Source organism: Empedobacter sp. UBA5987 (genome assembly GCF_002429865.1).
GTDB classification, from domain to species: Bacteria; Bacteroidota; Bacteroidia; order Flavobacteriales; family Weeksellaceae; genus Empedobacter; species Empedobacter falsenii_B.
On the sequence record NZ_DJBB01000016.1, the window covers coordinates 47,101 to 73,668 of the forward strand.

Here is a 26,568-nt window from a genome sequence, read left to right on the forward strand (position 1 = left end):
TTTATTGTTGGAATAATCTTTTGACGTATTTTCCTAAGATATCAAATTCTAAATTCATTGTATCGCCCACTTTCACTTGATTAAGGTTTGTAAACTCCCAAGTATATGGAATAATTGCAACCGAAAACTGTCCAACTTTACTGTCTACAACTGTTAAACTAATTCCGTTAAGACAAATCGAACCTTTTTCTACTGTAACATTTCCAGACGATACTTCATCATATTCTACAGTAACAAAAAAGCTACCATTTTGGTTTTCTATCGAAACAACTTTTCCGGTTTGATCTACATGTCCTTGCACAATGTGACCATCGATACGACCATTGTATTGCAAACATCGTTCTAAATTAATTAAATCTCCGTTTTTTAATGTGTTAAAATTTGTTTTTCGCAAAGTTTCCTCTATAGCAGTAACTTTATAAAGCCCATCTTTGAAATCAACAACCGTTAAACAAACTCCATTATGTGCAACACTTTGATCAATTTTTAATTCCTCACAAAAATCAGCCTCAATCCATAAATGTAAATTAGATTGATCTTTTTCCGCTTTAATAAGCTTTCCTACTCCCTCTACTATTCCTGTAAACATGATGTTATTTTTTGTGAAATTAATAATTAATTTAAACTTATAAAATGAAAAAGGGATGATTTTAAAACATCATCCCTTAATTATATAAACGCTGTAATAATTTTTTACTCTACAGTAACTGATTTTGCCAAGTTACGAGGCTGATCTACATTCTTACCTAATTTAACGGCAATCCAGTACGATAATAATTGTAATGGAATAGCTGTTAGGATTGGAGAGAATTCTTCTGCTGTTTCTGGAATTACTACGTAATCATCTGCCATAGCAGTTACTTGATCATCACCATCATTCACAATTGCAATTACTTTAGCACTACGTGATTTAATTTCTTGAATATTAGAAACTACTTTTTCGTAATAACCTTTTTTCGTTGCAATAACAATAACTGGCATATTTTCGTCCAATAAGGCAATTGGTCCGTGCTTCATTTCTGCTGCTGGATAACCTTCTGCATGGATATATGAAATTTCTTTCAATTTTAATGCTCCTTCTAAAGCCGAAGGATAGTTGTATCCACGTCCTAAGTAAATTGCATTTCTGTTATCTTTGTATTTTTCTGCAATTTGATCAACAACACCTTCACAGTTGTCTAAAATTTGTTGAACTAAATCTGGAATACGCTCTAATTCACGTGTTAACAATGTAAATTTCTCTGTTGATAATTCACCGTTTTGTTTTCCTAATTTTAAGGCAATCAATGCTAAAATTGTTAACTGAGCCGTAAATGCTTTTGTTGATGCAACACCAATTTCTGGTCCTGCATGCGTATAAGCACCAGCATCTGTAATACGAGCAATAGAAGAACCCACAACATTGTTGATTCCAAAAATGAATGCTCCTTTTTCTTTTGCTAATTTAAGCGCCGCCAATGTATCAGCCGTTTCTCCTGATTGAGAAATTGCAATAACCACATCGTGTTTATTGATGATTGGATTACGGTAACGGAATTCTGATGCATATTCAACTTCTACAGGAATACGAGCGAAATCTTCAATCATGTATTCTGCAACCAAACCTGCGTGATAAGAAGTTCCACAAGCAACAATGATGATACGTTTTGCATTCAAGAATTTTTCTTGATAATCCCAAATACCAGCCATTTTAATAATACCTTCGTCTACTAATAAACGTCCACGCATTGTATCACGAATAGAACGAGGTTGTTCGTTGATTTCTTTTAACATGAAATGCTCATAACCACCTTTTTCAATCGCTTCAATATTTAATTGTAACTCTTGAACATCTAAAGAAACTGCTTCATTGTTATGGATTGTACGTACATCAACTTCTTTATCTAAAGTAATTGTGGCCATGTCACCATCTTCCAAATAAACCGCATCTTTTGTAAACTCGATAAACGGAGAAGCATCAGAAGCAACGAAAAATTCGTTCTCTCCAATACCAATTGCTAATGGAGAACCTAAACGACCTACAACAATTGTATTTGCTTCTTCTTTATCTAAAACAGCTATCGCATAAGCCCCAATCACTTCATTCAAAGCTAAACGAACTGCGTCAGTTAAGTTTAAATTTTGTTCTTCTTGAAACAATTGAATAAAGTTTACTAAAACTTCTGTATCTGTATCACTATGAAAAACGTACCCTTTGTCTTTTAATAATTGTTTGATTGATTCATAATTTTCAATAATTCCGTTATGAACCAATACCAAACGTCCATTATTAGACATATGTGGATGAGAGTTTACATCATTTGGCACACCATGTGTTGCCCAACGTGTATGCCCAATTCCTAAATGAGGTGTTTTATCTAAATTTTCTGATTTATCTTCTAAATCAGAAACTTTTCCTTTTGTTTTTACCAATTCAAAATCGGTACCAGTAGAAAGAACTAATCCTGCACTATCATATCCTCGATACTCTAGTCTTTTTAGTCCATTAATAATAATTGGGTACGCTTCGCGATGTCCAATATATCCTACAATTCCACACATAATATTTTATAGTATTTTAGTTAAATTCGTTAAATATAATACGCCCTATTTTTGAGAGTAATATACCAATAATTTCAATTTTTTATCCGCTACTTCCGAATTATTTCCATGTAAAACAATTCTGTATGGATTATAAGCTCTATTATTTTGATAAGGATTTGTACTATTAATAGTTGTTGCATAACTAACAGATGTTATAAAATTACCCATTGTAATAAACATCGTTTGATCTTTAAACTCATTTCCTTTCTCTAACATGCTTTTTAGATGTTTTGTGATATCAATTGTATAGTAATCCGTATCTCCTTTTACAATAGGATTAAAGTGTACTGATGTCGGATATGCATTATAGAATTCTAAAACGTCTGCATACAATTCATTTACAACTTTATCATCTTTTTTGTAATTATTCCAAGCCACTAAATAAGGAGGTTTTGGAAAACCTGTAGAACCATCAATATAGAATTTTAATTTTGCACCAAGAATCACAATATTACTTTTTGTCATCTCAGATTTTAATTCATCCAATTGAGTTTGATTGAATTTTAATTTTGCATAATTTCCACTCATTCCGCTTAAATACAATCTTGCATCACCATTCACTTCATCAGGTTTGATTGTAGAATAAAGAGAACCTACTGTATTATTCACAATTTGAGAAGCAATAATATTTGCATTATTTGCAGTACCTGAATTCCATTGATTTGTCATATCAAATGCATAAGTTCCACTCAAACGTTCTTTGTAACTTGTGTCTGAATCTGTTTTTGCAGTTGGATTTTTATATGAATAATACATATTTAAGTCAATCTTGTTTGGATTAAAATTGACAATAAATCCATTCGATTCTTCAACAGAAAACTCTAAACCTTTGATATTTTCACGAATAAATGTTGCGTAATCAGAAAGTAATCCTGTTTTAGCATTTTTAATAATTTTTTCGTCAAAATAATCTGGATCTAAAGAAACTTTGTAACCAGGAACAACCTCAGAAATATTAGAAGTTCCAGTTTTTTGTTTAACAACTTTTCCTGTTACTGTTTTTCCGATTGTAGCTTTTCCAATTACTCTCGAATTAACAGAAATTGGCGTCTCAAGTCCACTTAATGTTGAAAAATATTTTGTGTCTTTGTATAAAACCGTATTAATGTCTTTAATTTTCAACGTCATTGTCAAATCCTTATTACCATACAAAGAATCTACTGCATACTTTGTTGTAATTTGGATTGTATCTGTATCTTTTGGTTTCTCTCCTGGTTTAGAAAGATTGATTGTATCTTTAGAAATTGGATCTTTAGTCGTGTTGTAATAAACTGGAATTACCAAATTCACAGAATCTACTTTAGGTTCTGTTCCAAAATCCTGATCACCAATAGACGAAGGTCTAATTTGTGTATAAAACTTAGAGGATGTAGAACCAAAAATTGGTTCGTTGTACACACCAAAAGCTCCATTTTGAAGTACAAATTTATCTGTACGAAGCGTATCAAAATTTGCATTAAAAGCAATAACATCTAAGGATTTTACATTTCCTTCTGCCTCACCTCTAATCACATTGTTATCTAATCCTAATGTTTCATTCTCACACGAAACAATTGCTCCCATTCCAATCATCATTGCAACAGACACAGAAAGGACATTCAAAAATTTTTTCATTAATCTAAACAGATTTTAATTAGAGTTCATTACTTCCTCAAGATAGAAGTTGTTGTAAACTTCTTTTGCTTGCTCTTTAGAACAATAGTCTAATAGAGGAATATTTTGTTGGTTGATATAGTTTTTCACATCTTCTGGAATAATCTCTTCCCCTTTCGCAACTGCATCTGCATATTGTAAAGAAGCTTGAATCATACCCAAATGTGTAGGTTTTTCTAAATATGTTTGTACATCAGCTTCTACCTTATCAAAAGCTAATTTTTTAACTAATTCGTTATCTAATTCTCCTTCAAATCCGTTGTCAAATAAAGAAACAACAACTTTCGCATCTTGAAAGAAAGGATCGTCAGAATAATATTTTTTTAGATACAATGGTACTAAACTAGACATCCAACCCATTACGTGAACAACATCTGGTTTCCAGTTTAATTTTTTTACTGTCTCTAAAACTCCTTTTGCGAAGAAAATAGAACGCTCGTCGTTATCAGAAAATAATCCATTATCTTCTCCATAAACTTCTTTACGTTTGAAATATTCTTCGTTATCAATAAAATACACTTGTAGTCTTTCTCCTGGAACAGAAGCGACTTTAATGATTAATGGTTGATCCAAATCATTAATAATCATGTTCATACCTGAAAGTCGTATTACTTCGTGTAATTGGTGTCTTCTTTCGTTAATTGCTCCAAATCTTGGCATAAAGATTCTTACATCTGCGCCACTACTTTGCATGATTTTTGGCAAATCTAATGCTTGTGAAGACATCGGATTTTCAGGAAAGTAAGGTACCATTTCTGTTGTTACATACAATATGCGCTTTCCTTCCATAATTTCTACTCTCTTTTCCTAATGAATAATAAGGCACAAATTTACAAAAAAATGTTGATATATTATTTGCTTATAGTAGCTTTGCGAGATATTAGTTTTTTTTTAACAAATCAATGTTATGGTTATATTTAACGAAAAGGAAAAATTAACTCCCGCAATCGTCGAGTTAAAAAACCAAAACAAAACCATTGGCTTTATCCCTACAATGGGCGCTTTACACGAAGGTCACATGTCTTTAGTCAAAGCTTCTAAAGCTCAAAACGACTACACAATCGTCAGCATTTTTGTCAATCCGACACAATTTAATAATGCAGAAGATTTAGCAAAATATCCTCGAACTGAGGAAAATGATAAAGAATTGTTAATGAAAAATGGATGTGATTTTGTCTATATGCCTACTGTTGAGGATTTATATGATGCAAATGAAGGTGCAAAACATTACGATTTTGGCACAATAGACCAAGTGATGGAAGGCGCTTCTCGCCCTGGACATTTTGATGGAGTTGCCACAATTGTTTGCAAATTATTCAAAGCAGTTCAACCAACAAGAGCATATTTTGGAGAGAAAGATTTTCAGCAAATTCGTATCATTCAAGAAATGGTAAAACAAGAAAATTTAGATGTCGAAATTGTTCCAATGCCAATTCATAGAGCAGATTCTGGTTTAGCATTTAGTTCAAGAAATGCACGTTTATCAACGCAACAAACTTCGGATGCCCCTCAAATTTATTCAATTTTATCGCAAGCTGTAACGCTAAAAAATGAAGGAAAAGATGTTGCTGAAGTAAAAGCTTTCGTCGAAAATGAATTCAAAAATTCACCCTTCGAATTAGAATATTTTGAAATAACAGATGAAGAAACCTTGTTGTCTATCGAACATTTTTCTGAGGCCTATAATATTCGTGGATTTGTCGTTGCCTATGCAGGTGATGTACGTTTAATCGATAATATTCAGTTTTAATTAAATATAATAAATTTCTCAAATCAATAGAAAAATATTGAAACAGGTTTTGAAATTTATAAGTTCAGTGTAACTTTGCAAGATTATGATGGTAGAAGTTTTTCACTCTAAGATACATAGAGTTAAGGTAACAGACGCAAAATTAAACTACATCGGAAGTATTACAATCGACGAAGATTTGATAGATGCTGCCAATATGGTTGTGGGTCAGAAAGTACAAATCGTGGTACAAGAGAATGGCGAACGATTTGAAACTTATATTATAAAAGGTAAACGTGGAAGTGGCGAAATCTGTCTGAATGGACCTGCAGCGCGTAAAGTACAAGTTGGTGACACAGTTATCATCATTACGTATGCGATGATGGAGTTTGAGGAAGCCAAAACATACGAACCAACAATTGTTTTCCCTAACGAGAACAATCGTTTAGATTAAGAAATTAATTTTCAATAATTTATATGAAGAGTAAGATCAAACAATCGCTCTTCTTAATCACTGCTTCATTGTTAGCCGTATTTTTTGTCGTGGTAACAGTGAAGCAAATTGATTTCGAACGAGTTGCAAAAGTTTTAAAACAAACCAATTATTTTTGGATTTTTGCATCTATGGCAATCAGTATTCTCACGTATTGGATACGCGCCGCTCGTTGGAATCTTCTTCTAAAGCCAATGGGCTACAACACACAAACCTCATCTGGTTTTTGGGCAATTGCATTTGCATATTTTATGAATTTGACCATTCCTCGAAGTGGCGAAGTGGCTCGTGCAACAAGTTTCTATAAAATGGAAAAAGTCCCGTTTGAGAAATCTTTCGGAACAGTAGTTTTAGAGCGTGTAATTGACGTTTTATTTTTGGGATTATTTTTCGGTTTAACACTTATTTTCAATTATGAAACATTCATCAAATTTGTAGAATTAGGAAACAAAGAAAAAGCACATCAACCAACAGCAGAACCTTCTTTCTTAAAATACTACATCACAATTGGAGTTCTTGTTTTAGGAATTGGATTAATCGCTATTTTCTGGAAAAAAATTAGTCAATTAAAGTTTTTTGAAAAAATCAAAACCTTTCTATTTGGACTTTGGGAAGGTATAAAATCAATCTCGAAATTAGAAAAAAGAGGCTTATTCATCTTTTATTCTTTCGCACTTTGGATTTGTTATTTCCTAATGACTTTCCTTGTTTTCTTTGCTTTTCCAGACACCAAAAATTTTGGTATACCAGAAGGTTTATTTCTATTGATTGCAGGATCTTTGGGAATGATTTTGCCTGTTTCGGGAGGTTTGGCTTATCCGTATATTATGTCGATTGCATTTTCGGCCGTTTATTTAGCAAAAGGCGGAGATCAGCACGAAGGACGAGCTATTGGCGATTATTTTGGGTTAATTCTTTATATAGCTCAAATTGTATCGATGATTAGTTTTGGATTGATTGCTATTTACAAAATCGCACGAATTCGACGAGATTCTACACAATAATCACATACCTCCAAAACTACGATTCCAAAGCTTTACCATTTTATTGATTTCCCAAGGATTTATTCTATAACTTATTTTCATAATTAGAAAGAAAATAATATTAACAAACAATACAAAAAGTACTTCCATAGCTAATAAGTTTTATTAAATATACATTTTATTTCTTTATCATTTCCAAATATTTAGGCGCTTGTTCCTCTAAAATTTCTGTGATTTTATCGTATTTATTTTCTTTTACAAGTTTTTCTAATTCAAAATTCGCATAACAATATCGCACATAATCGGTGACTTTATTTTCGGGAATATTCAATGTTTCGATGAAATAATTTATGGTGAAATAATTCTCTAAATCTATGATTTTATCTACCTTTTTGAAATATTCATTTTGTTTTTTATCTTTCTTCTTTTGTCCAGAAATAGTTGCTATCCAATTCGACGGATCCAACAATCCATTATTATTAATTGTAGAAGTCATGTTAGGATTTATCTTTCGGAAACGCAAATTTGGATCAAAACCCAAATTCAAATTATCATACAATTCATCTACTTTTCCGTGTTCTAACTTGATGTTATTCTTAAAATTTATATCTAATGTATTAATTCGCGCTTCAGCTAGTTCAATCGTTTCAATATTCAAATGAATCGTCAGCATTCCTTTTACTAAAATATCCGATGTAATTTTGATTTTTCGTTCGATATAAAAATCATGTGTAATCACCAATTCATCTCCCACAGAAGCTTTAATTGAAAACATTCCGCTCGCATTTGTAAACGTTTTCGCATTCGTCGATTCGTTTGTCACCAAAATATTGTCTACCGCATCTTGCCCAGCAACACCATCATCAATCACTACTTTTCCAGTAATCAAGGTTGTTTGCGCAAATGTAAAAACGCTCAACAAATTCAATAATATAATGTAATTTATTCTACTCATTTTTCTTCATTTTTGCTAAATAAATCGGCGCTTGTTCTTCAATTATAAAAAGAATTTCATCAAAATTATTATCTCGCAACAATTTCGGAAAATCAAAATTTGAATAACAATAATCTAAAAACTCGTTTATTTTTCCTTCTGGAATTTTCAAATCATTCACAAAATAATATGTCGTAAAAAATTTATGCAACGCCGATAATTGATCTTCTTTCACAACTTTTATTGGACCTGGATTTTTCATTCGTTTTTTTGGGTTTTTGAACAAATCAAATACCCCTTTTAGATTAACTCCTCCAACCTGTTTAATCGTTCTATTGACTCTTTCTTCATCATGTTTAAGATTCAGTTCCGCTTTAAATTCTAGAGAAGTAAAACCCGCTTCATCATTCAATTTTTCTTGAAATGATTTTTCTTTTCCCAAATTTTTGAGCGAATTTTTATCTAATTTCGAGATATTCGCTTCTTTCAATTCAATCACTTCAATATTTACATGAATCGTCACAAAACCTTTTGTAATCATAGTTTCCGAAACTTTCAATCTTCTTTCTTCAATTCCCGTATGTTTGATTATCAATTCATCATTCAAGTTCACATTTATCGAAAATAAGCCAACATTATTTGCTTTGGTTCTAACTTTAGTCGTTAAATTTTCAATCGAAGTTCCTTCCAAATCAATAACTTCTTCTGCATCATCCACAATAATTTTTCCTGTAATTAAAGTGCTTTGTGCTTGAAGATAACTTGATGAAATGATTAATAAAAAGAATAAAAATTTACTCATGTTCGATTGTTTTTTGGTTGATAGTAGAAAGATAATTTGGTGCTTGTTCTTCGAAAATTAAAGTGATTTTATCATAATTATTTGCTTTTAAAAGTGGTTCTAACTTAAACTCAACAAAGCAATAATGAATAAAATCAAGAATATTTCCTTTTGGAATTTTCAAATCATGCTCAAAATAATATTCGGTGAAATAATCTTTGAGCTGAATGATTTTATCATATTTATCAAGGTTTTTCTTTTTCAGAAAATGTTTATACGTCTGCACTTCTTTGTCCGAATATTGCTCTATCAAACCCATCACATTTTCATAACGAATGGGAACTCTTAATTTTCGAAGATATTCCGAAGCAAAATAGGCTTTCACCATATCATTTTTAAATTCTTCATTAATACCTAAACTTTTATTGATTTTTTCGCTTTGCGTTTCTTCTTTGCTAATATTTTCTTTCCAATTCTTTTTAAGCGGTTTTATTTTCGTTTCGGATAATTCTATCACTTCAACATTTAGATGAACGTCTATAAAACCTTTTCTAATCATTGATTCAGAAATCTTAAGCTGACGTTCTTCAATTCCAATTTGTTTAAAAAGTAAAACATCGTTTGGCTGAACTCGAATCGAAAAAAGACCTTTTTCATTTGATTTTGTTCGTGCATTTGACGTTAAATTTTCGATTACAAAATCATCAAGATTAACGATTTCATCCGCATTATCTACCATAATTTTCCCCGAAATTAAAGTCGATTGTGCATTGGCAGAAATACAAAAAATATAAAAAAAGCTAAGAAGTAAAGTTCTTTTCATTGGCATTTTAAAACATGATTAAAAATAATCGAGAAAATGATTGAAAATCAATATTTAACTCAACTTTATCTAAAGTTGATAATTTGTTAAAAAAGTAAATTATTATTAATGTTTTTTAGTTGTTGTATTAAAATTTTTCACACTTATAACTCCATATCTTGTCGCGATAAAACATTATTTTTGTCTAAATTTGAAACTATGGCTAAAACAAAAACTACATATTTCTGCCAAAACTGTGGCACGCAAACCGCGCAATGGATGGGACAATGCAAAAGTTGTGGCGAATGGAATACCATTGTTGAAGAAATTGTAGACAAAGGCGACGAAAAAAAATCGTGGAAAGATAAATCGGACAAAAAAGAGAAAACGTTTGCCCTGAATATTCGCGAAATAAATCCATTAGGAGAAATAAGAATTTCAACGAAAAACCAAGAATTAGACCGAGTTTTAGGTGGTGGAATTGTTCCTGGATCAGTGATTTTGGTTGGTGGAGAACCTGGTGTTGGAAAATCGACATTGATGTTGCAAGTTGCCTTAAAGTTAGATACGATTAAAATCTTATATGTATCTGGAGAAGAATCTGTTTCGCAAGTAAAACTTCGTGCCGAACGAATCGGAATTGAATCGGATCAATGTTTTATTTTACCCGAAACTAATACGCAAAAAATATTTGCGCATGCCAAAGAAATTCAACCTCAACTGATTGTTGTCGATTCTGTACAAACGCTTCAAACCACTTATGTAGAATCATCTCCAGGAAGTATTTCGCAAATTCGAGAAACAACTTTTGAGCTGATTCAATACGCAAAAGAAACCAACACACCGATTATTTTAATTGGTCATATTACGAAAGAAGGTGTAATTGCTGGACCAAAAATTTTGGAACATATGGTAGATGTTGTGTTGCAATTTGAAGGCGATCGCAACCATATTTACCGAATTTTACGTGCAAACAAAAACCGTTTTGGCTCGACTGCAGAAATCGGAATTTATGAAATGCAAGGAGCGGGTTTGCGTGAAGTCACAAATCCGTCAGAAGTATTAATTACCAAAAAAGATGAATTACTAAGCGGAAATGCAATTGCAGCAACTTTGGAAGGTGTTCGCCCGATGTTGATTGAAATTCAAGCTTTAGTTTCTACTGCTGTTTATGGAACTCCACAACGTACTGCGACTGGTTTTGATGCCAAGCGATTGAATATGTTGCTGGCTGTTTTAGAAAAACGCGCTGGTTTCCGATTGAATATGAAAGATGTTTTCTTGAATATTACAGGCGGAATTCGAGTGGATGATCCTGCGATTGATTTAGCTGTTATTGCAGCAATTCTTTCATCAAGCGAAGATTCTGCTGTTCCAGACAATTGTTGTTTTGCAGGAGAAGTTGGTTTAAGTGGAGAAATAAGAGCAGTGAATCGTGTTGAACAACGCATTACAGAAGCTGAAAAACTAGGTTTTGATGCAATTTTTGTTTCAAAATACAATAAAATAAAAGATACAGATTTTGGAATTAGAATCGTCAGAATATCAAAAGTAGAAGATTTATATCGAATGTTATTTCAATAGAATATTAAATATTTTATTAAATTTATTTAAACATTTTTTCTATTTTTATTCGAAACTAAAAAAACATTATTATGGATTATTCTAGCCAATCTAATCAAGATTTTAATCAACCACAACAATCTTCTTTTGAAGAAATTAAACCAAAACCAGAAAACAACCTTGTTTTAGCAATCATCGGAACTATTTTAGGTCTTTGTTCTCCTTGTTGTATCGGTACTATTGTGGGTATTATCGCGATTGTTTTTGCAAATCAAGTGAATACAAAACACAATATTGGTGATTCTACAGGAGCTGAACAAGCAGCTAAAAATTCTAAAATATTAGCTTACGTTGCAATTGGCTTAGGTGTAATTGGTGTTATTATAAATGTTGTGATATTAATTACAGGAGGTATGGATGCTTATATGGAGCAATATAAAAGTATTTTAGAAAGCTCTAACGGAAATTAATCATATGATAAAACGGATTTTGGTTTATGGACTATCAACACTTTTACCCATTTTGGTAATTGTCTATTTTTATAGTTATTACAGCAACCAAAGTCCGTTTTCTATCAAATGTATGTTTCATGAAATAACAGGTTTATGGTGTCCTGGCTGTGGCGGTCAACGTGCTTTTTCCTTACTTGTTCACGGACATTTTTTACAATCGTTACGATACAATCTTATTTTGCCTTTTGCACTTTACATTTGTATACAATTGTATTATGCTATTATTGGAAATATTTTTTTAGGCAAACCAATGTCAGGCAAATTACATCTTCCCACAAGTTTTGCAAGAAATTTCTTAATTTTCCTTTTGGTTTATTCTATTTTAAGAAACATTCCTCTTTCACCTTTTATATATTTGGCTCCAGAAAGTTAGAAATATGGGATTAGATACTGTTGAATTAATCATGGAATTTGAAAATCATTTCAAAATTCATTTTAAAGATGAAGATATTCAAAAAGTAAGTCGAGTTGGAGAAGTTTCAAACCTAATTTGTCAAATGATTGATGTTACTTCCGAAAACAAAGAAGAACTTGATTCACTTTACATAACGTTTCAAAATTACTTTGGACATCATATTCAACTAACGGATAAAATATCTAATTACTTACAAGTAAATAACTTCCAAAAGTTAAGTGATTTTTTAAATCTAAAAATTAAAAATTTCACGAATCTATTAAAATATGTTTTCTTAGATTATCATTTTATAAAATGGGAAGAACTTACTGTTGAAGAGTTTATCAATGCAATATTAATTACAAATTGTAAACATCTTTTTGATAACAATTCACCTAAAACTCAATATCAAGTATATTTAATTATAGGAAGTATTATTTTGGACAGAATAGGCTGTCCTGTTTATGATATACAACCATACGCAAGTATTACAAAAGATTTACGTATTGATTAAATAAAAAAATCAGAGAACTATTCCTCTGATTTCTTATTTGTTGTTCGTGGATTTTGGCGCTCCTCGCCTTCTTTCAATTCTCCTCGACGTATTCTATTTTTGTCCGAATCTTTGTCATCATTTGGTAAAGAAACCGGTTGATTTGCCTCTCCTAAAACCCATGTTTCGGTTGCATCCCACATCGCTCTAATTTTGATTGGCTCTGGATACAAATAAATTGGTTCGGGCTGTTTACCTGATAAATAATCGCCTGTATCCCATTTTCCATTTTCGTTTTCATCAACCAATAAACGGAACAAATATTCTCCTGGTTCAATAAAGTTGAATTCGAAATAGTTTTTATTTGCTGGATTATACAACTCTTCCAAAACTGTATAATCTTTATCTGTTTTTAGAAATTGTAAGATAAATGGTTTATTTGGAGTGTTTTGAAGCGTTAATTTTAAATATCCAAAATCACCACGCGTTCCCATTTTTATTGGATAAGCAAGCGTGTCATTCTTCTCTCCTAACACATCTGTCAACGCATTTGGATAAATATTAACTTCAAATTTTTCATCTAAATTTTTATCAAAAGCAAAATTCAAGTTCTGCGCATTCACTGTATCAATCGAAACTTTGAATGGAATTGAAACTGTATCCTTAAACACATAAATTTTAGATAAATCCAATGATTTTATTGGTGCATTTGCCTGAACTTTAAATGGTTTATTTGGCGCTAATTTTTGATCATTTAATGCTTTAAATTCTAATTTTCGTTCTGTATTCGATTTTGAATATAATGCACTTACTTCATCAATTTGATCTTTATGTTGAACCTTGAAATTCAATTTTGCACTTCTTCCTACAATTGTATCCACCTTTGGATTGAACCAAAAATTAATCGAATCTTGTTTTGGAAACTTCTGAATGTAAGCTGTTTTAAATTCTTTCCCAACCGGCGTTATCGTTACATCATCCGTTGATCCTGTCGTTTTAAAAACAATTAAACCTTCTTGTTTAAAACTCGCTTCAGGCTTACGATAAGCTGGTTTTTGATTGAATAAATTCAAATTAATTTGTTGATTCGCATTCAGCTCAATTGGTTCGTTATGAAAAGCCAAACGCTCTTTCCCATAATCGTACATCACATTTTCTACCTTATCCTCGAAAGCAATCAATTTATATTTACCCGAAGCCAAATAATTTAATTGATATTCTCCTTTATCATTGGCTCTTGCAATGTAATAAGGTTTCTTTTGCAGAATAATACTGTCTTTGTATGTACTATCTACTTTATATAGCCCAACCAATATCTTCTCTGGCAATTTGAAATCATAAGACGCATTTACACGACCGGTCACCTTCAACGAATCAATAAAACTACCTGTCGAAAAAACATATTGAAAGTTTGACAACTTATTATTTTCGTTAAAATCTTGAATCGCATCACCAAAGTTGAAACTATATGTCGTATTTGGCAACAATGGTTCTTGAAATTTAATCGAAATATATTTCTTCGCTAAAGCTTGCGGCGTCACAATTGGCGGAATTTGAAACGATGGCGAAACAACAACATTTTTGCTGTACTCTTTTAGAAGAATATACTCATCAAAGTTGATTATTGCCTCTTGCAAATTGACATCTATATTTGTTGCCAACGTATCTGGATCAGCTTTTAGGAAAACTGGAGGAGTTTCATCTTTAGGCCCTCCCGTTGGTGAACCTTGTCTTGCACAAGAAATAACCGTCAAAATGGTTAACATCAAAAGCGAAAAACGTGTCGTCTTATTCATGGGCGCAAGTTAAGAAAAAGCTTGTTATTAAGCACAAGCAATGGTAATTACACTTATCTTAAAATTTTCTGAAAGATTAAACTTTTTTATTGCTGATGCAATCGTTGCGCCAGTTGTTAACACATCATCAATCAAAATATAATGTCCAGACTTAAGATTTGGATTGATTTCAAACGCATCTTTCATATTTTCCAATCGATGTTTTTTGTCTTCATTTACTTGAGATGAATTGTATTTTGTTCGGATTAATCCATCCGAAAAATAATTAATCTGGTTGATTTCTGCCAACGTTCGTGCAAAATCTTCTACTTGATTGTAGCCTCTTGTTTTCAATCGTTTTGGATGCAAAGGAATCGGAATAATTCCGTTATAATCACTCAAATCAAATTTAATCATCTGCGCTAAATCAATTCCAATTTCTGAGCGATTCCTATATTTCATTTCATGCAAAATGGCTTGCGTGGTATTATGATGTTTAAATTCTAACAAAGAAAATGCATTTTCGACCTCGCAATAATTTCTCAATTTATCATAAGCGCGATTATTTTGATCAAAATTAAAATGCGTGAAAACAAGTTTTGTTGAGCACGAAACACACAGAAATTGCGAAGGTTGAATGACGTCTTGACAATCCAAACAACGCATCGGAAAAAATAAATCAACCAAAGAATTTACGATTGTTTTGATTTCCATTACCTTTGCAAATTAAAGTTTAGTACTAAATTTAATGAAAATCATTCGACTTACAAAAGCTTTTACGTTCGAAACTGCACATGCTTTGCATGGTTATGACGGAAAGTGTAAAAATATACATGGACATTCGTACAAATTATTTGTAACTGTGAAAGGAACACCTTCTGAGGACACCAACGATGTGAAACTTGGAATGGTGATGGATTTTGGAGATTTGAAAAAAATTGTGAACAAAGAAATTGTTAATCTTTTTGATCACGCAATTTTATTGAACGAAAATTCGCCTCACAAAACATTAGGAGAAAAATTATTAGCAGAAGGACATAATGTTGTTTTTACAGATTATCAACCGTCTGCTGAAAATATGATTTTATGGATTGTGGATAAAATCAAACCTCTTTTACCAACGAATATTGATTTGGTTGCTTTGAAATTACACGAAACTGAAAATTCTTATGCAGAATGGTTAGCGGAGGACAACCAATAAACATTCAGTTAGAAGCTGGTAAAAAAGCCTATTTTTCTTCGGATCATCATTTTGGTGCTCCGAATGAAAAAGATAGTTTGGTGCGCGAAAAATTGTTTGTAAAATGGCTTGACGAAATAAAAGACGATTGTGGTGTTTTATTTTTGATTGGCGATTTATTCGATTTTTGGTTCGAATATAAACACGTTGTTCCGAAAGGATTTGTGCGTGTTTTAGGAAAATTAGCCGAAATTTCTGATCGTGGAATTCCAATTTATTTCTTTGTTGGAAACCATGATTTATGGATGAAAGATTATTTGGAAGAACAAATCAATGCGATTGTTTTCCGAGATAAGCAGGATTTTATCATCAATGGAAAAGAATTTTTTATTGTACATGGAGATGGAAAAGGACCTGGTGATAAAGGCTACAAACGCATGAAAATGGTTTTTACAAACAAAGTTTGTCAATTCCTTTTTTATCTACTTCATCCCGATTTGGCAATGTGGTTGGGAATTACAGCTTCGCGAAAAAATAAAATGATTTCAGGAGACGAAGATGTTAATTTTTTGGGCGTTGACAACGAATGGTTAATCATGTATAGCCGTAAACAATTGCATCGAAAATACTACGATTATCTAGTTTACGGACATCGACATTTACCAATGGAAATTGCTATAGGCAAAGCACGTCACATCAATCTTGGCGATTGGATTAACTACTTTACTTATGGTGTTTTTGATGGAAAAGAATTCGAATTAAAAACTTACCTCCGTAATCAAGGAGAAGAATCTCGGGATTCTATCATAAAAATTATAAATTAGCAAGCAAATCATAAAAACCCAAAGAAATGCCTCTTTTAGCCATTCTATTTTGGGTTTGCTTTCGCTAAAGTATCTTGTCAACATCAACATAATGCTAAAACCTAAAAAAGCAAGATAAGCATCGTTATTTCCTCCGTAAAGAATATACGTAATCAGCATTGTTCCAAACATAAAATGCATCAACAAAAAGATACGTTTCTTTTGTGCTGTCAATTTATTCACATTCTTGAAATGATTGATAATTGAATAAATTAGAATAATTGCAATTGGAACTAAAAACAATTGTTTCCATTCGAAATGTACCATTGTAAACATTAATTGTTCTTTATAAAAATCGAACATAAAGTAATAATCGAGCAGAAAACTAACTTGAGCAACGATTAATATTGGAAGAATAAATCCTAGAAAACCAAGAATAGGAATTTTTGGTTCTACAACTCTTAAAGTTAAGAAATAAGTGAAAACTACAATTCCTAAGAAAATAAGTGGCGGACTTAATAGTATTGCAAAACTCATGAAAACGCCTATATCAAAAGCATTGTACGTATCGTTTTTTTCGGACTCAAAATAGAGTAATTGCACTGTTACATAAGTCACAAGCAACAAACTTCCAGCAATTCTATAATCTGATAAACCTGCAATAAAAGGCATTATCCACAAAATGTAAGTAAAAGTTGGGTAGGAAGAAGTCGAAATTAAATCATTTGTATTGTCGATATACCCTACAAAAGCAATCGTCAAAATCGTCAGGACTACGCCTAATTTTTCTAAATTACTCAGATCAATACTGTTAAAATTCGTTGCTCCAAGCAATGTAAACAGCACAATGATAAAAATCTGTATAAAAAAATTCCTTTTGTCAAGTAGATTAACCAACATTTTATTAACTTTGATGCAAATTAAGCAATAAACTAGAATATGGGAGTTATAACTGATTTATTTTTTGCGATTGGTGATATTTTCAAATGGACTTTTGAAAACTTATTATCTCCAATTGGTGTTATCTTTGGATGGTTATTTACATTCATCGGATGCGCATTGATGGGATGGTGGTTATATAAAATCGCTAGCTTTGGAACCGAAAATGAAAAAAGATACGAAAGATAATTTATCTTATATTGTATAAAATATATTTTCGAAGTAATTCGAAAAACCTCTTATAAGTTTATAAGAGGTTTTTTTATAATTATTATTGTAAAAATGAAATAAAAAATCAATATTTTCGTTGTCATCTAAAAAAAGATGTAAAATCTAAATTCTTTTTATAAAACTAACTCATGAATTCACAATCTTCAGAAATTGAAATTGGAGCTTTATTTAAAAATTTCCTACAAAAATTTAGAACTTTTTTACAAAAAAACTTTCTATTTATTATCTTATTAGCTGCTTTAGGTTTAATAGTTGCTTATTTTATAAACCCAATATTAAAAAACTATGAAAGTAAAGTAATTGTAACTCCAAATTATGGTAGTGTAGATTATTTATACAATGAGATTGAATTAATCAATTCTAAAATTTCTGATAAAGACACTGTCTTTCTTAATAAAATTGGTATTACCCCTAATATCAATAAAATAGAGATAAAACCTATTACTAATATCTATCAGTTTGCTGGCGAGAGCGAAAGTAATTTTGATTTACTTAAACTTTTTGCTGAAGATGGCGATATTAATAAAGTAGCTGATGACGAAAAAACAAGTAAAAATTATAAAACACATCAAATTATTCTAACGACAAAAAAATCATCCATACAAACATCAAATATTGATAAATTATTAAAATTTCTTAATAAAAATGAATATTATAATCAAGTTCGTTTAATAAGAATAGAAAATGAAAAACAACGTTTAGGAATAAATGATGGTACTATTAAACAAATAGATGCTGTTTTTTCAAAAGTTGAAAACTCAACAAAATCAGAAGCAAGTAAAAATTTGGTTTATGTCAATGATAATAATCAACTTAATGATTTATTAATAACAAAAAGAGAACTTATAAAAGAAAACGAATATATTAAATTAAACGAATTGTTGTCTACAAATATCATAAAGAAAATCAGTGAATCTCTCAATGTACAAGCAGAAACAAAGGGAAATTTATTGAAGATAATTTTACCAATTCTATTTATAGGTATATTTTTATTCATTAGATTAATATTTACTAAACAAAAATAATTTTATTCATGAAAAATTTAACTTTATTATTATTCTGTTCCTTTATTATTTTCCAAAGTTGTGGAGAGGATAAAAAGCCAAGAACTAAAGATGGTCAAACTATTTCAAATGTATCAAACGATAAAGATAGAATAACTAATTCTAATACAGGGTTAGTTCTTACAATAAACGCTGACTTCAATAAAAGTGATGAGCTAATCGTTTTTTGGAAAGATAAAAGTATAGGCTGGTTTACAGAAGAGAAAACAATTTATGCAGGTTCTTCTGATGTTGAAGGTCACCAAAATATAGAATTTAAATTTCCTGAAAATGTAATTCCTACTGACTTACGTTTAGATATTAGTAGTAATAAAGATCAAAAAGAAATTAAAATAAATTTTATTAAAATTGCTGATCAAGGTCGAGAATTTTACATTTTTGGCGATGAGTTAACAAAGTATTTTCAACCAAATGAATTTATTAATTACAACGATTCAAATAATAAATTAAGTTTAAGTTCGAAGGGGGAAAATTATGATCCTTTTTTAACAACAACTCACAATTTTATCCTTGAATTACAAAAAGTTTTAAATACCGCTTTCTAATTGCGTAATTAAAAAAATGATTAAGTTTAATTATTTTAAAAATTTATTAAAAACACACTCATCTCTATTAATAATTATTTTAGGAGCTGGGTGTTTCTTTATTTCTAATATCATATTTAAAACAGTATTAAATGATATTAACTATGGAATATATTCATTAATAGTAACATATTTTTCCTTAATATATGTCTATGGTATACTAGGTTTCGAGCAAGTTTTTTTAAGATATTCATTTGTAACAAAAAAAGGAATAATACAGACACCTAGAATCAATTTAATAATAATTATTTTAGTCTCATTATTAACTAGCATATTATACTACACAGTATTCAACTCATTTTATCTAAAATCTTATTCTAATATTTTACTCTATTTTGCATCCTATTGTTTAATTATTAGCATGCCTATTTTTAGTATTCTAAGGTTAAAAGGACTATTTGAAATTGCTCAATTAATAGCAAATTATTGGAAATTTATACTTTTAATAATTAGTATTTATTTTTTGTTTTTTAAAATAGACTCTATAGTATCATTAATTAATATATTATGTTTTTTAATAATAGGATGTACTGCTATTATTATTTTAAATACTATAAAGCAATTTAAATTTTGTTATACTTCATCTATTAATAAAAAAACTATACTTAAATCGTTTTTATTTTTCTTTATTTCTATTACATCCTTTTCTATAATAACTTTTGGAGACAGATTTATAATTGAACAAAAAAATGGATTAGAAGCTGTTGGAATATATTTCTTCTTAAGCAATTTTTTAATTGCTCCTTATGGAATTTTACAAAATTATATAGGTTTTAAACAATTAGTCAAATATAAGGAAGGCATCGAGTTGAATACTCTTTTCAAAAATGTTTATTTATCCCTGTTGCTAGGTGTTATACTCGGTTCTTTTTTATTGATGATAATATTTTTCATTGAAGAGTTTAATATTTTGACATTTAAGTTTTTCAAATACAAATATGAAATGTTTCTTTTAATTATTTTAGGAATAACAAGATTATACTCAGCGGTTATAAGTCCTGCATTTGAAGTTTCTACAAATTTAAAGATGTTAAAATACTTCAATATAATATTGATTATTAGCACAATATTGATCATTACAACTTTAATTTTCTTAAATAGTGTATCAATCAACATTGTTTTATTATCATTAATATTCTTATGGTTTATACGAACATTTGCCCAACATTTACTTATTTTAAAAAACAAAGCATTTTACAATGAATAATTTGGAGAGATTATATTTAGTGATATTTTCTATAGGATTGTTCCTATTTTCTTTTAATCAAATAGAAATATTTCCTTTTCTTGGAGAATATACAAGAGAAATTGGTGCTCATTTTTTTATTTTAGGAGGTTTTCTAATGTTATTAGAAGTAATAAAAACAGGAAAATTAAATATTCCTGTCAATAGTACCTTTTATAGGTTATTAATATTATTTTTTTTTATAGCAATTATTTGCTCATTAATTAATATCGATAATATTTATAATAGTTATTTCAAAAAAACAAGTGGCCTGAATAGATTAATAAGACAATTATTTGCTTTATCAATACCTTTCTTTATTTTCATTCCTTTTTTTTGGAGAGTTATTTCAAATTGGTCTGTAAAAAAAGTTTTTATAACCATCCGTAGAATTTTTTTCTGTTCGTTATTATTTTCTTCTTTATATGGTTTCTTTGAAATTCTATATTCATATTTTGGTATATATCCTGCAAGATTAATAACTGACTTTATAGGTTATGTTATCCCTTTTATTAAACCAGTTTATCATAGCGGGGGTAGAATATCAACTTTTGCTTATGAACCTCCTTTTTATGCTATATATTTAATTACTATATCTGGCTGGATGTTCAGCTATGTATTAACGGAAAATAATTTAATAAAAAAAATTTCCCCTTCTATTTTAGTATTAATTCTTACATTCTTTTCGGGATCAAGAACAGGCCTTCTTGTTGTATTTTCTATATTTATTTTATTTATTTTATATCTGTATAAAAATAACATCTATCGTAAACAACTAAGTATTTTATTTTTTAGTTCATTAATAACTGTTTTATCTCTTTTGACATTTAATGCCGAAAAAATAATTTATTCCATTAATGAAAAAATAGAACGTCTAGATTTCGTTAGTAACCTCAAAACTGATGTTTCCAATAAAACAAGATTTGGAATGCAATATGCATCTTTACAAGTATTTAAGGAAAATCCTATTTTTGGAGTAGGTTTTGGGCAACAAGCTTACTATTCAAGATTTCATTATCCTAGATGGTCTACAGTTAACAATTGGGAATTTAAAGAACTATACAATAATAAAAAAGAACCTTCATTCCCTCCTGGATATAATATTTATACAAGAATTTTAGCAGAAATGGGTATTTTAGGCTTTATTTGTTGGTTATCAATAATTATTTATAGTTTGCATTTATGCTACAGATTTTTGAAGTCAAATAATTTTCATACCCGAGTTTTATCTATTTCTATTTCTATTTCTCTAATAGGCTTATATATTAATTGGTTACAAATTGATACTTTTAGAGTTTATGGTGTTTGGTTAAATTTTGTAATACTAATATACTTACAACAAAAAATTAATTATCAAAAGAATGAATAAAAATTTATTAATCATTCCACATTATAATAATCCTCAAGGGTTAATTAATTCAATCAAATCGATAGGTCAAAATGAAAAATTAGATGTCTTGATTATCGATGATGGTAGTAATCAGCAGAATATACAAGAAACTAAAGTTTTAAATTCTAAAAAATTCAAAGGTGATATACATTTTCAATATTGTATAAGAAACAGAGGCATTGAATATGTTCTAAATGATGCAATAGACTATGCTCTAGAAAAAAAATATAAATATATTTCTAGACTAGATTGTGGTGATTTATGTGTTGAAAACCGTTTTAAAATACAAGAAGAATTTCTTAATAAGAATAACGATTATGCTTTAGTAGGTAGTTATGTAAAAGCAGTCGATGAAAATAAAAATTTTCTTTTTAACATTAAACCTGCTATAATTGATAAAGAAATTAGAAAAGAAATGAAATCTAAATGTTCTTTCATTCATCCAAGTGTAATGTTCAAAGCTGATATTATAAAAGAAGTAGGAAAGTATCCTACAGATTATAAGGCTGCAGAAGATTTTGCTTTTTTTACTAATATTTTAAAGAAATACAAGGGGAAAAACATTGATCAAGTTTTAGTAATTATTGAAATTAATACTAAAGGAATTTCTATACAAAATAGAAATAGACAAATAAAAAGTAAAGTTAGAATTCTTAAAGAGAATTTTACTTTTTCATATGTTTCCATATTAGGTTTATTAAAAAGCTATATTCTTTTATATACTCCAAATCGTTTTGTGATTTTTTTAAAAAAAATAATTTTAAAATGATAAAAACTATAAAAATTTTTAATTCATATTCATTAGTATGTTTAGTGCTCATTCTTCCATTTTCATCAGCATTAAGTAACCTTCTTTTTGCTATTTTTTGTGCTACTTCAATAATCGAATATTTTTTAAATAATGAATCTTACAAATCAAATAATATTCTTTATATTTTTATTTTTTTTCTATTTTACATCTCAATAATAGGTTTATTTCAAGGATCATATGACGCAAATAAAAGTTTATGGAAATTTTTACCAATTCTATTAATCGGAAGTCTATTAATCTATACAAAGAAGGATCTTCCTATCAATAGAATTGAAAAAATATCTATAATAAGTTGTGCCTTTTATGTATTGATCTGTGTAATAAGAACATCTTTATTTTATTATAAAAATAGTTTTATTCCTTTTGCAAATGAAGGAGAAATGGTGCATATTCTGAAAATTCATCGACCTTACTTAGGTTTTTATGTACTTTTAAATATTCTATTATGTTTTAAATTTACTCTGAATTCTTTTCAAAAAAGATTAAAAATAATTTATAGTATTATTATACTCTTCATGTTTGCTTTTTTAGTTTTAATTTCTGCAAGATTATCTATTATTAGCTTTATAATTATTACCCTTATCTACATTATCTTTTATTTAAATTTAAATTTTGTAAATAAGTCTATAATAGGAGCTTTAGCTACATTAGGTTTAACTTTTCTCGTGCTCTCTAATCCGAATGTAAAAGAAAGACTTAATTATGATAATTTAGAAATCTTAATTGATCAAGAACCTCGATTTGTAATTTGGAAAAGTGTATATAATATTAAAAATAATCAAGACTTTAACAATATTATTGGATATGGAAATTATCAATTAATAGAAGATTATTTAGTCATTAATTATGAGCAAATAATTAATAAAAAAGAAAAAAAAGATTACTTTATAAATGAAAAATTTAATACTCACTCTCAATTTTATGATTATTTATTATTTGGAGGATATATAGCCCTCTTTATTTTCACAACTTTTTGTATAATGTCTCTATTAATAACTAAAGGTAACTTTATTTCATTCAGTATAATTGTTTCTTTTATTTTATTTTTTTCGGTTGAAAATGTATTTCATAGACAACTAGGTTGTTATTTATTTATAATTTACTATATCATATCCTTAAAGAGAATAAATACACTTAGTATCAACAATATTTAATAACTATACGAGTTTATTACTACTTATATTATTTATAAAATCAAATTATTAGAATTAATTCACTTTACAATTATGGATATTAAAATATCTTGGAAACACTTTTTATTACTTTTATTTATAATACTTCCTATAACTTTAATTAACATTAATAAAGATCCTATTTTTCTTTGGGATGAAGGAAGAAATTCTTTAAATGCATTAGAAATGTATTACAACAATAATTTTATTGTAACACACTATAACGGAGAACCTGATATGTGGAATACTAAGCCTCCATTATTAATATGGTTACAAACTTTCTTTATGTATTTAGTTGGAGTTAATGAACTCGCAATTCGTATTCCTACAATAATAAGTGCTTTATTAACTTGCATCCTATTATATGTATTTTCAAAAAAAATTTTAAATAATGAATGGATATCTATCTTTGTTAGTACTGTATTAATTACTACCAATGGTTATATAGCTATACATGGAGCTCGAACAGGAGATTATGATACTTTATTAACTCTTTTCGTAACAATATCTTCGTTAAGTATTTTTCTATTTACTGAAACAAAACAAAATAAATGGTTATACATTTTTTTTGTTTCTTTAAGTTTATCTGTTCTAACAAAAGGTATTGCTGGACTTTTGTTTACTCCTGCTTATTTAATATTAATAATATTTACAAAGCAATTATTCAAATTATTAAAGAACAAGCATTTTTATTACGCAATTTTTATTTTCTTATTTATAGTCATATCATATTATTCAATAAGAGAGATTCTTAATCCTGGATATATAAAAGCTGTATATGAAAATGAACTTGGAGGAAGGTTAAACACTACACTTGATGGTTTAGAAGAAAAAAACACTTTTTATTATTTTGAGAATTTATTTAATGATGTAGATCGCTTTAAAAATTGGATTTATTTTTTGCCTATTTGTTTTATTATATCATTATTTAATCCCAATAAAAAAATTTTAAAACTCTCTCTATATATAGCTTCATTAATTATAATACACTATCTAGTTTTAACAAAAGCTTCTACAAAGTATGAATGGTATGATACACCTTGGTTTCCATTATTTTCATTAATTATTGGTTTAGGAGTATATACAATATATGTGTATTTAAACAACAAGAGGTTTGAAAAAATATTGATGTATTCATTAGTGTTATCTTGTTTTACAATTAGTTCTTTTTCATATTATAATATATATAATAAAATTACATCTAATCAAGATGAGTATCAACGAAATATGAATCTTTTATCTCTTTTTTTTCAAGAAGTTAGATATGGGGAAAGAATTATTGATAATAATTTATTTTATTGTGCAGATATTCCTCAATACAATGCTATGTTTTATATCAATCAATTAAACAAAGATTATAATTTCAATATAAAACTTAAGGATTGGAACTCTTTAATTCCTGGAGATATTGTTGTTGTTGGACAATCTGGAGAAATCAAAAGCAATATTGAAAATAAATATTCTACTGAAATCTTAGAAGACAATCAAACAGATTGGCAACATTGGGGAATAAAAATATACAAAATAATAAATATAAAATAAATGAAACTATCAATAATTGTTCCTATTTATAACGAAGAAAAGATAATACCTGAATTACACAGAAGGATAATCAAATCAGCCGAAGTAATAACAGATGATTATGAAATTATTTTTGTGAATGATGGAAGTAAGGATAATTCAATCTTTCAGTTACAATCAATAGCTAGTAGTCATAAAAAATCTTTTTATATTAATTTTAGTAGAAACTTTGGACATCAGATTGCAGTAAGTGCAGGATTAGATAATTGTAAAGGTGATGCTGTAGTAATTATTGATGGAGACCTACAAGATCCTCCCGAATTAATTCCAGAGCTTTATAAAAAACATAAAGAAGGTTTCGAGGTAGTTTACGCTAAGAGAGAAAATAGAGAAGGTGAAAGTTTATTTAAAAAAATATCAGCGAAATTTTTTTATCGTACATTAAGCTCGTTAACTTCTATAGATATTCCTTTAGATACAGGTGACTTTAGACTTATTGATAAAAAAATTGTCGAATGTTTAAAACAAATGCCTGAAAAAAATAAATTCTTAAGAGGACAAATATCTTGGATTGGATTTAATCAAACTGCTGTATATTTTAACCGAGATAAAAGAAAATATGGAAAATCAGGATATCCATTAAGTAAAATGTTAAGTTTTGCTATAGATGGTATTACTAGTTTTTCAGATAAACCTTTAACATTTGTTACTAGAACTGGAATTTTTTTATCTTTTTTTTCTTTACTTATTATCTTATATGCAATTTTTTCTCATTTTATTCTAAAAGAAACAATTACAGGATGGACATCATTAATTATTAGCTCTATGTTTATAGGAAGTGTTCAATTAGTTTCTGTCGGAATTATTGGTGAATATATCAGTAGAATAAATAATAATGTATTAGATAGACCCCTATATATTATAAAAGAAACGAATATATTATAATATATTCG

Annotated in this window: 28 protein-coding genes; 18 read left to right on the forward strand and 10 right to left on the reverse strand. The window is 28.9% G+C overall.

The window, feature by feature from the left end; translation table 11 throughout:
* Position 1: 1 nt before the first annotated feature.
* From B3J26_RS02900 to B3J26_RS02915, 4 genes are all read right to left on the reverse strand, one after another.
* Positions 2-589, reverse strand: coding sequence for a riboflavin synthase (locus B3J26_RS02900; protein WP_280049457.1), 588 nt, complete (start codon positions 587-589; stop codon positions 2-4).
* Between the two features lie 104 nt (positions 590-693).
* Positions 694-2,541, reverse strand: coding sequence for a glutamine--fructose-6-phosphate transaminase (isomerizing) (glmS, locus tag B3J26_RS02905; RefSeq protein WP_291073156.1), 1,848 nt, complete (start codon positions 2,539-2,541; stop codon positions 694-696).
* Positions 2,542-2,586: 45 nt separating this feature from the next.
* Positions 2,587-4,197, reverse strand: a complete 1,611-nt coding sequence (locus B3J26_RS02910) for a DUF4270 family protein (protein WP_291073158.1) — start codon at positions 4,195-4,197, stop codon at positions 2,587-2,589.
* A 15-nt stretch (positions 4,198-4,212) separates the two neighbouring features.
* Positions 4,213-5,025, reverse strand: a complete 813-nt coding sequence (locus B3J26_RS02915) for a glycogen/starch synthase (RefSeq protein WP_291066182.1) — start codon at positions 5,023-5,025, stop codon at positions 4,213-4,215.
* Between the two features lie 118 nt (positions 5,026-5,143).
* Between B3J26_RS02915 and panC the strand changes: the two genes are divergently transcribed.
* From panC to B3J26_RS02930, 3 genes are all read left to right on the forward strand, one after another.
* Positions 5,144-5,986 (forward strand): pantoate--beta-alanine ligase, encoded by an 843-nt coding sequence (panC, locus tag B3J26_RS02920; protein ID WP_291073161.1) that lies wholly within the window; start codon positions 5,144-5,146, stop codon positions 5,984-5,986.
* 85 nt (positions 5,987-6,071) lie between these two features.
* Positions 6,072-6,419 (forward strand): aspartate 1-decarboxylase, encoded by a 348-nt coding sequence (gene panD, locus B3J26_RS02925; protein WP_038336011.1) that lies wholly within the window; start codon positions 6,072-6,074, stop codon positions 6,417-6,419.
* A gap of 23 nt (positions 6,420-6,442) precedes the next feature.
* The gene (locus B3J26_RS02930; protein WP_280045926.1) at positions 6,443-7,462 is read left to right on the forward strand and encodes a lysylphosphatidylglycerol synthase transmembrane domain-containing protein; all 1,020 of its coding nucleotides are present in this window, start codon (positions 6,443-6,445) and stop codon (positions 7,460-7,462) included.
* Between the two features lie 157 nt (positions 7,463-7,619).
* On the opposite strand, the gene B3J26_RS02935 is transcribed toward B3J26_RS02930, so the two are convergent.
* From B3J26_RS02935 to B3J26_RS02945, 3 genes are read right to left on the reverse strand one after another with little or no spacing between them, the layout of a single operon-like run.
* The gene (locus B3J26_RS02935) at positions 7,620-8,396 is read right to left on the reverse strand and encodes a hypothetical protein (RefSeq protein WP_291073163.1); all 777 of its coding nucleotides are present in this window, start codon (positions 8,394-8,396) and stop codon (positions 7,620-7,622) included.
* Positions 8,389-9,177 (reverse strand): hypothetical protein, encoded by a 789-nt coding sequence (locus tag B3J26_RS02940; protein ID WP_291073165.1) that lies wholly within the window; start codon positions 9,175-9,177, stop codon positions 8,389-8,391. Before B3J26_RS02940 ends, B3J26_RS02935 begins: the two co-directional genes overlap by 8 nt.
* Positions 9,170-9,979 carry a hypothetical protein gene (locus B3J26_RS02945; RefSeq protein ID WP_291073167.1) on the reverse strand — a complete coding sequence of 270 codons (810 nt, stop codon included), beginning with the start codon at positions 9,977-9,979 and terminating at the stop codon, positions 9,170-9,172. The genes B3J26_RS02940 and B3J26_RS02945 overlap by 8 nt, the downstream gene beginning before the upstream one ends.
* Before the next feature lie 198 nt (positions 9,980-10,177).
* Between B3J26_RS02945 and radA the strand changes: the two genes are divergently transcribed.
* The 4 genes from radA to B3J26_RS02965 all read left to right on the forward strand — a co-directional run bounded on the left by radA (position 10,178) and on the right by B3J26_RS02965 (position 12,941).
* Positions 10,178-11,542: a DNA repair protein RadA gene (radA, locus tag B3J26_RS02950; RefSeq protein WP_125349136.1), complete on the forward strand. Its 1,365-nt coding sequence runs from the start codon at positions 10,178-10,180 to the stop codon at positions 11,540-11,542.
* A gap of 71 nt (positions 11,543-11,613) precedes the next feature.
* Complete coding sequence (locus B3J26_RS02955) at positions 11,614-11,991, forward strand: CD225/dispanin family protein (protein ID WP_125349135.1); 378 nt, start codon at positions 11,614-11,616, stop codon at positions 11,989-11,991.
* 4 nt (positions 11,992-11,995) lie between these two features.
* Positions 11,996-12,406, forward strand: a complete 411-nt coding sequence (locus B3J26_RS02960; RefSeq protein ID WP_291073169.1) for a DUF2752 domain-containing protein — start codon at positions 11,996-11,998, stop codon at positions 12,404-12,406.
* Positions 12,407-12,410: 4 nt separating this feature from the next.
* Positions 12,411-12,941: a hypothetical protein gene (locus tag B3J26_RS02965; protein ID WP_291073171.1), complete on the forward strand. Its 531-nt coding sequence runs from the start codon at positions 12,411-12,413 to the stop codon at positions 12,939-12,941.
* 17 nt (positions 12,942-12,958) lie between these two features.
* Here B3J26_RS02965 and B3J26_RS02970 read toward each other — a convergent pair whose 3' ends face one another.
* On the reverse strand, positions 12,959-14,716 hold the full coding sequence (locus tag B3J26_RS02970) for an Ig-like domain-containing protein (protein ID WP_291073173.1): 1,758 nt from the start codon (positions 14,714-14,716) through the stop codon (positions 12,959-12,961).
* A gap of 27 nt (positions 14,717-14,743) precedes the next feature.
* A complete protein-coding gene (locus B3J26_RS02975; protein ID WP_291073175.1) occupies positions 14,744-15,409 on the reverse strand; it encodes a ComF family protein in 666 nt (221 codons plus the stop codon).
* A gap of 34 nt (positions 15,410-15,443) precedes the next feature.
* Here B3J26_RS02975 and queD point away from each other — a divergent pair, with 34 nt between their 5' ends.
* Complete coding sequence (queD, locus tag B3J26_RS02980) at positions 15,444-15,896, forward strand: 6-carboxytetrahydropterin synthase QueD (protein ID WP_180905560.1); 453 nt, start codon at positions 15,444-15,446, stop codon at positions 15,894-15,896.
* Complete coding sequence (locus tag B3J26_RS02985; protein WP_291073177.1) at positions 15,872-16,699, forward strand: UDP-2,3-diacylglucosamine diphosphatase; 828 nt, start codon at positions 15,872-15,874, stop codon at positions 16,697-16,699. Before queD ends, B3J26_RS02985 begins: the two co-directional genes overlap by 25 nt.
* Here B3J26_RS02985 and B3J26_RS02990 read toward each other — a convergent pair.
* On the reverse strand, positions 16,634-17,524 hold the full coding sequence (locus tag B3J26_RS02990; protein WP_291073179.1) for a DUF6427 family protein: 891 nt from the start codon (positions 17,522-17,524) through the stop codon (positions 16,634-16,636). The two genes, B3J26_RS02985 and B3J26_RS02990, sit on opposite strands and share 66 nt — an antisense overlap.
* A gap of 93 nt (positions 17,525-17,617) precedes the next feature.
* Between B3J26_RS02990 and B3J26_RS02995 the strand changes: the two genes are divergently transcribed.
* The 9 genes from B3J26_RS02995 to B3J26_RS03035 all read left to right on the forward strand — a co-directional run bounded on the left by B3J26_RS02995 (position 17,618) and on the right by B3J26_RS03035 (position 26,560).
* Positions 17,618-17,806, forward strand: coding sequence for a hypothetical protein (locus B3J26_RS02995; protein WP_125349128.1), 189 nt, complete (start codon positions 17,618-17,620; stop codon positions 17,804-17,806).
* A 170-nt stretch (positions 17,807-17,976) separates the two neighbouring features.
* Positions 17,977-18,873, forward strand: coding sequence for a hypothetical protein (locus B3J26_RS03000; protein ID WP_280049446.1), 897 nt, complete (start codon positions 17,977-17,979; stop codon positions 18,871-18,873).
* An 8-nt stretch (positions 18,874-18,881) separates the two neighbouring features.
* Positions 18,882-19,457 (forward strand): hypothetical protein, encoded by a 576-nt coding sequence (locus tag B3J26_RS03005; RefSeq protein ID WP_280049445.1) that lies wholly within the window; start codon positions 18,882-18,884, stop codon positions 19,455-19,457.
* A gap of 16 nt (positions 19,458-19,473) precedes the next feature.
* The gene (locus tag B3J26_RS03010; RefSeq protein ID WP_280049444.1) at positions 19,474-20,703 is read left to right on the forward strand and encodes a hypothetical protein; all 1,230 of its coding nucleotides are present in this window, start codon (positions 19,474-19,476) and stop codon (positions 20,701-20,703) included.
* Positions 20,696-22,090, forward strand: coding sequence for an O-antigen ligase family protein (locus tag B3J26_RS03015; protein ID WP_280049443.1), 1,395 nt, complete (start codon positions 20,696-20,698; stop codon positions 22,088-22,090). Before B3J26_RS03010 ends, B3J26_RS03015 begins: the two co-directional genes overlap by 8 nt.
* Complete coding sequence (locus B3J26_RS03020; RefSeq protein WP_280049442.1) at positions 22,083-22,880, forward strand: glycosyltransferase; 798 nt, start codon at positions 22,083-22,085, stop codon at positions 22,878-22,880. The genes B3J26_RS03015 and B3J26_RS03020 overlap by 8 nt, the downstream gene beginning before the upstream one ends.
* Positions 22,877-24,076, forward strand: coding sequence for an O-antigen ligase family protein (locus tag B3J26_RS03025; protein WP_280049440.1), 1,200 nt, complete (start codon positions 22,877-22,879; stop codon positions 24,074-24,076). The genes B3J26_RS03020 and B3J26_RS03025 overlap by 4 nt, the downstream gene beginning before the upstream one ends.
* Before the next feature lie 72 nt (positions 24,077-24,148).
* Positions 24,149-25,636, forward strand: coding sequence for an ArnT family glycosyltransferase (locus B3J26_RS03030; RefSeq protein WP_280049439.1), 1,488 nt, complete (start codon positions 24,149-24,151; stop codon positions 25,634-25,636).
* Positions 25,637-26,560 carry a glycosyltransferase family 2 protein gene (locus B3J26_RS03035; RefSeq protein ID WP_291073181.1) on the forward strand — a complete coding sequence of 308 codons (924 nt, stop codon included), beginning with the start codon at positions 25,637-25,639 and terminating at the stop codon, positions 26,558-26,560.
* The last annotated feature ends 8 nt before the right edge of the window (positions 26,561-26,568 follow it).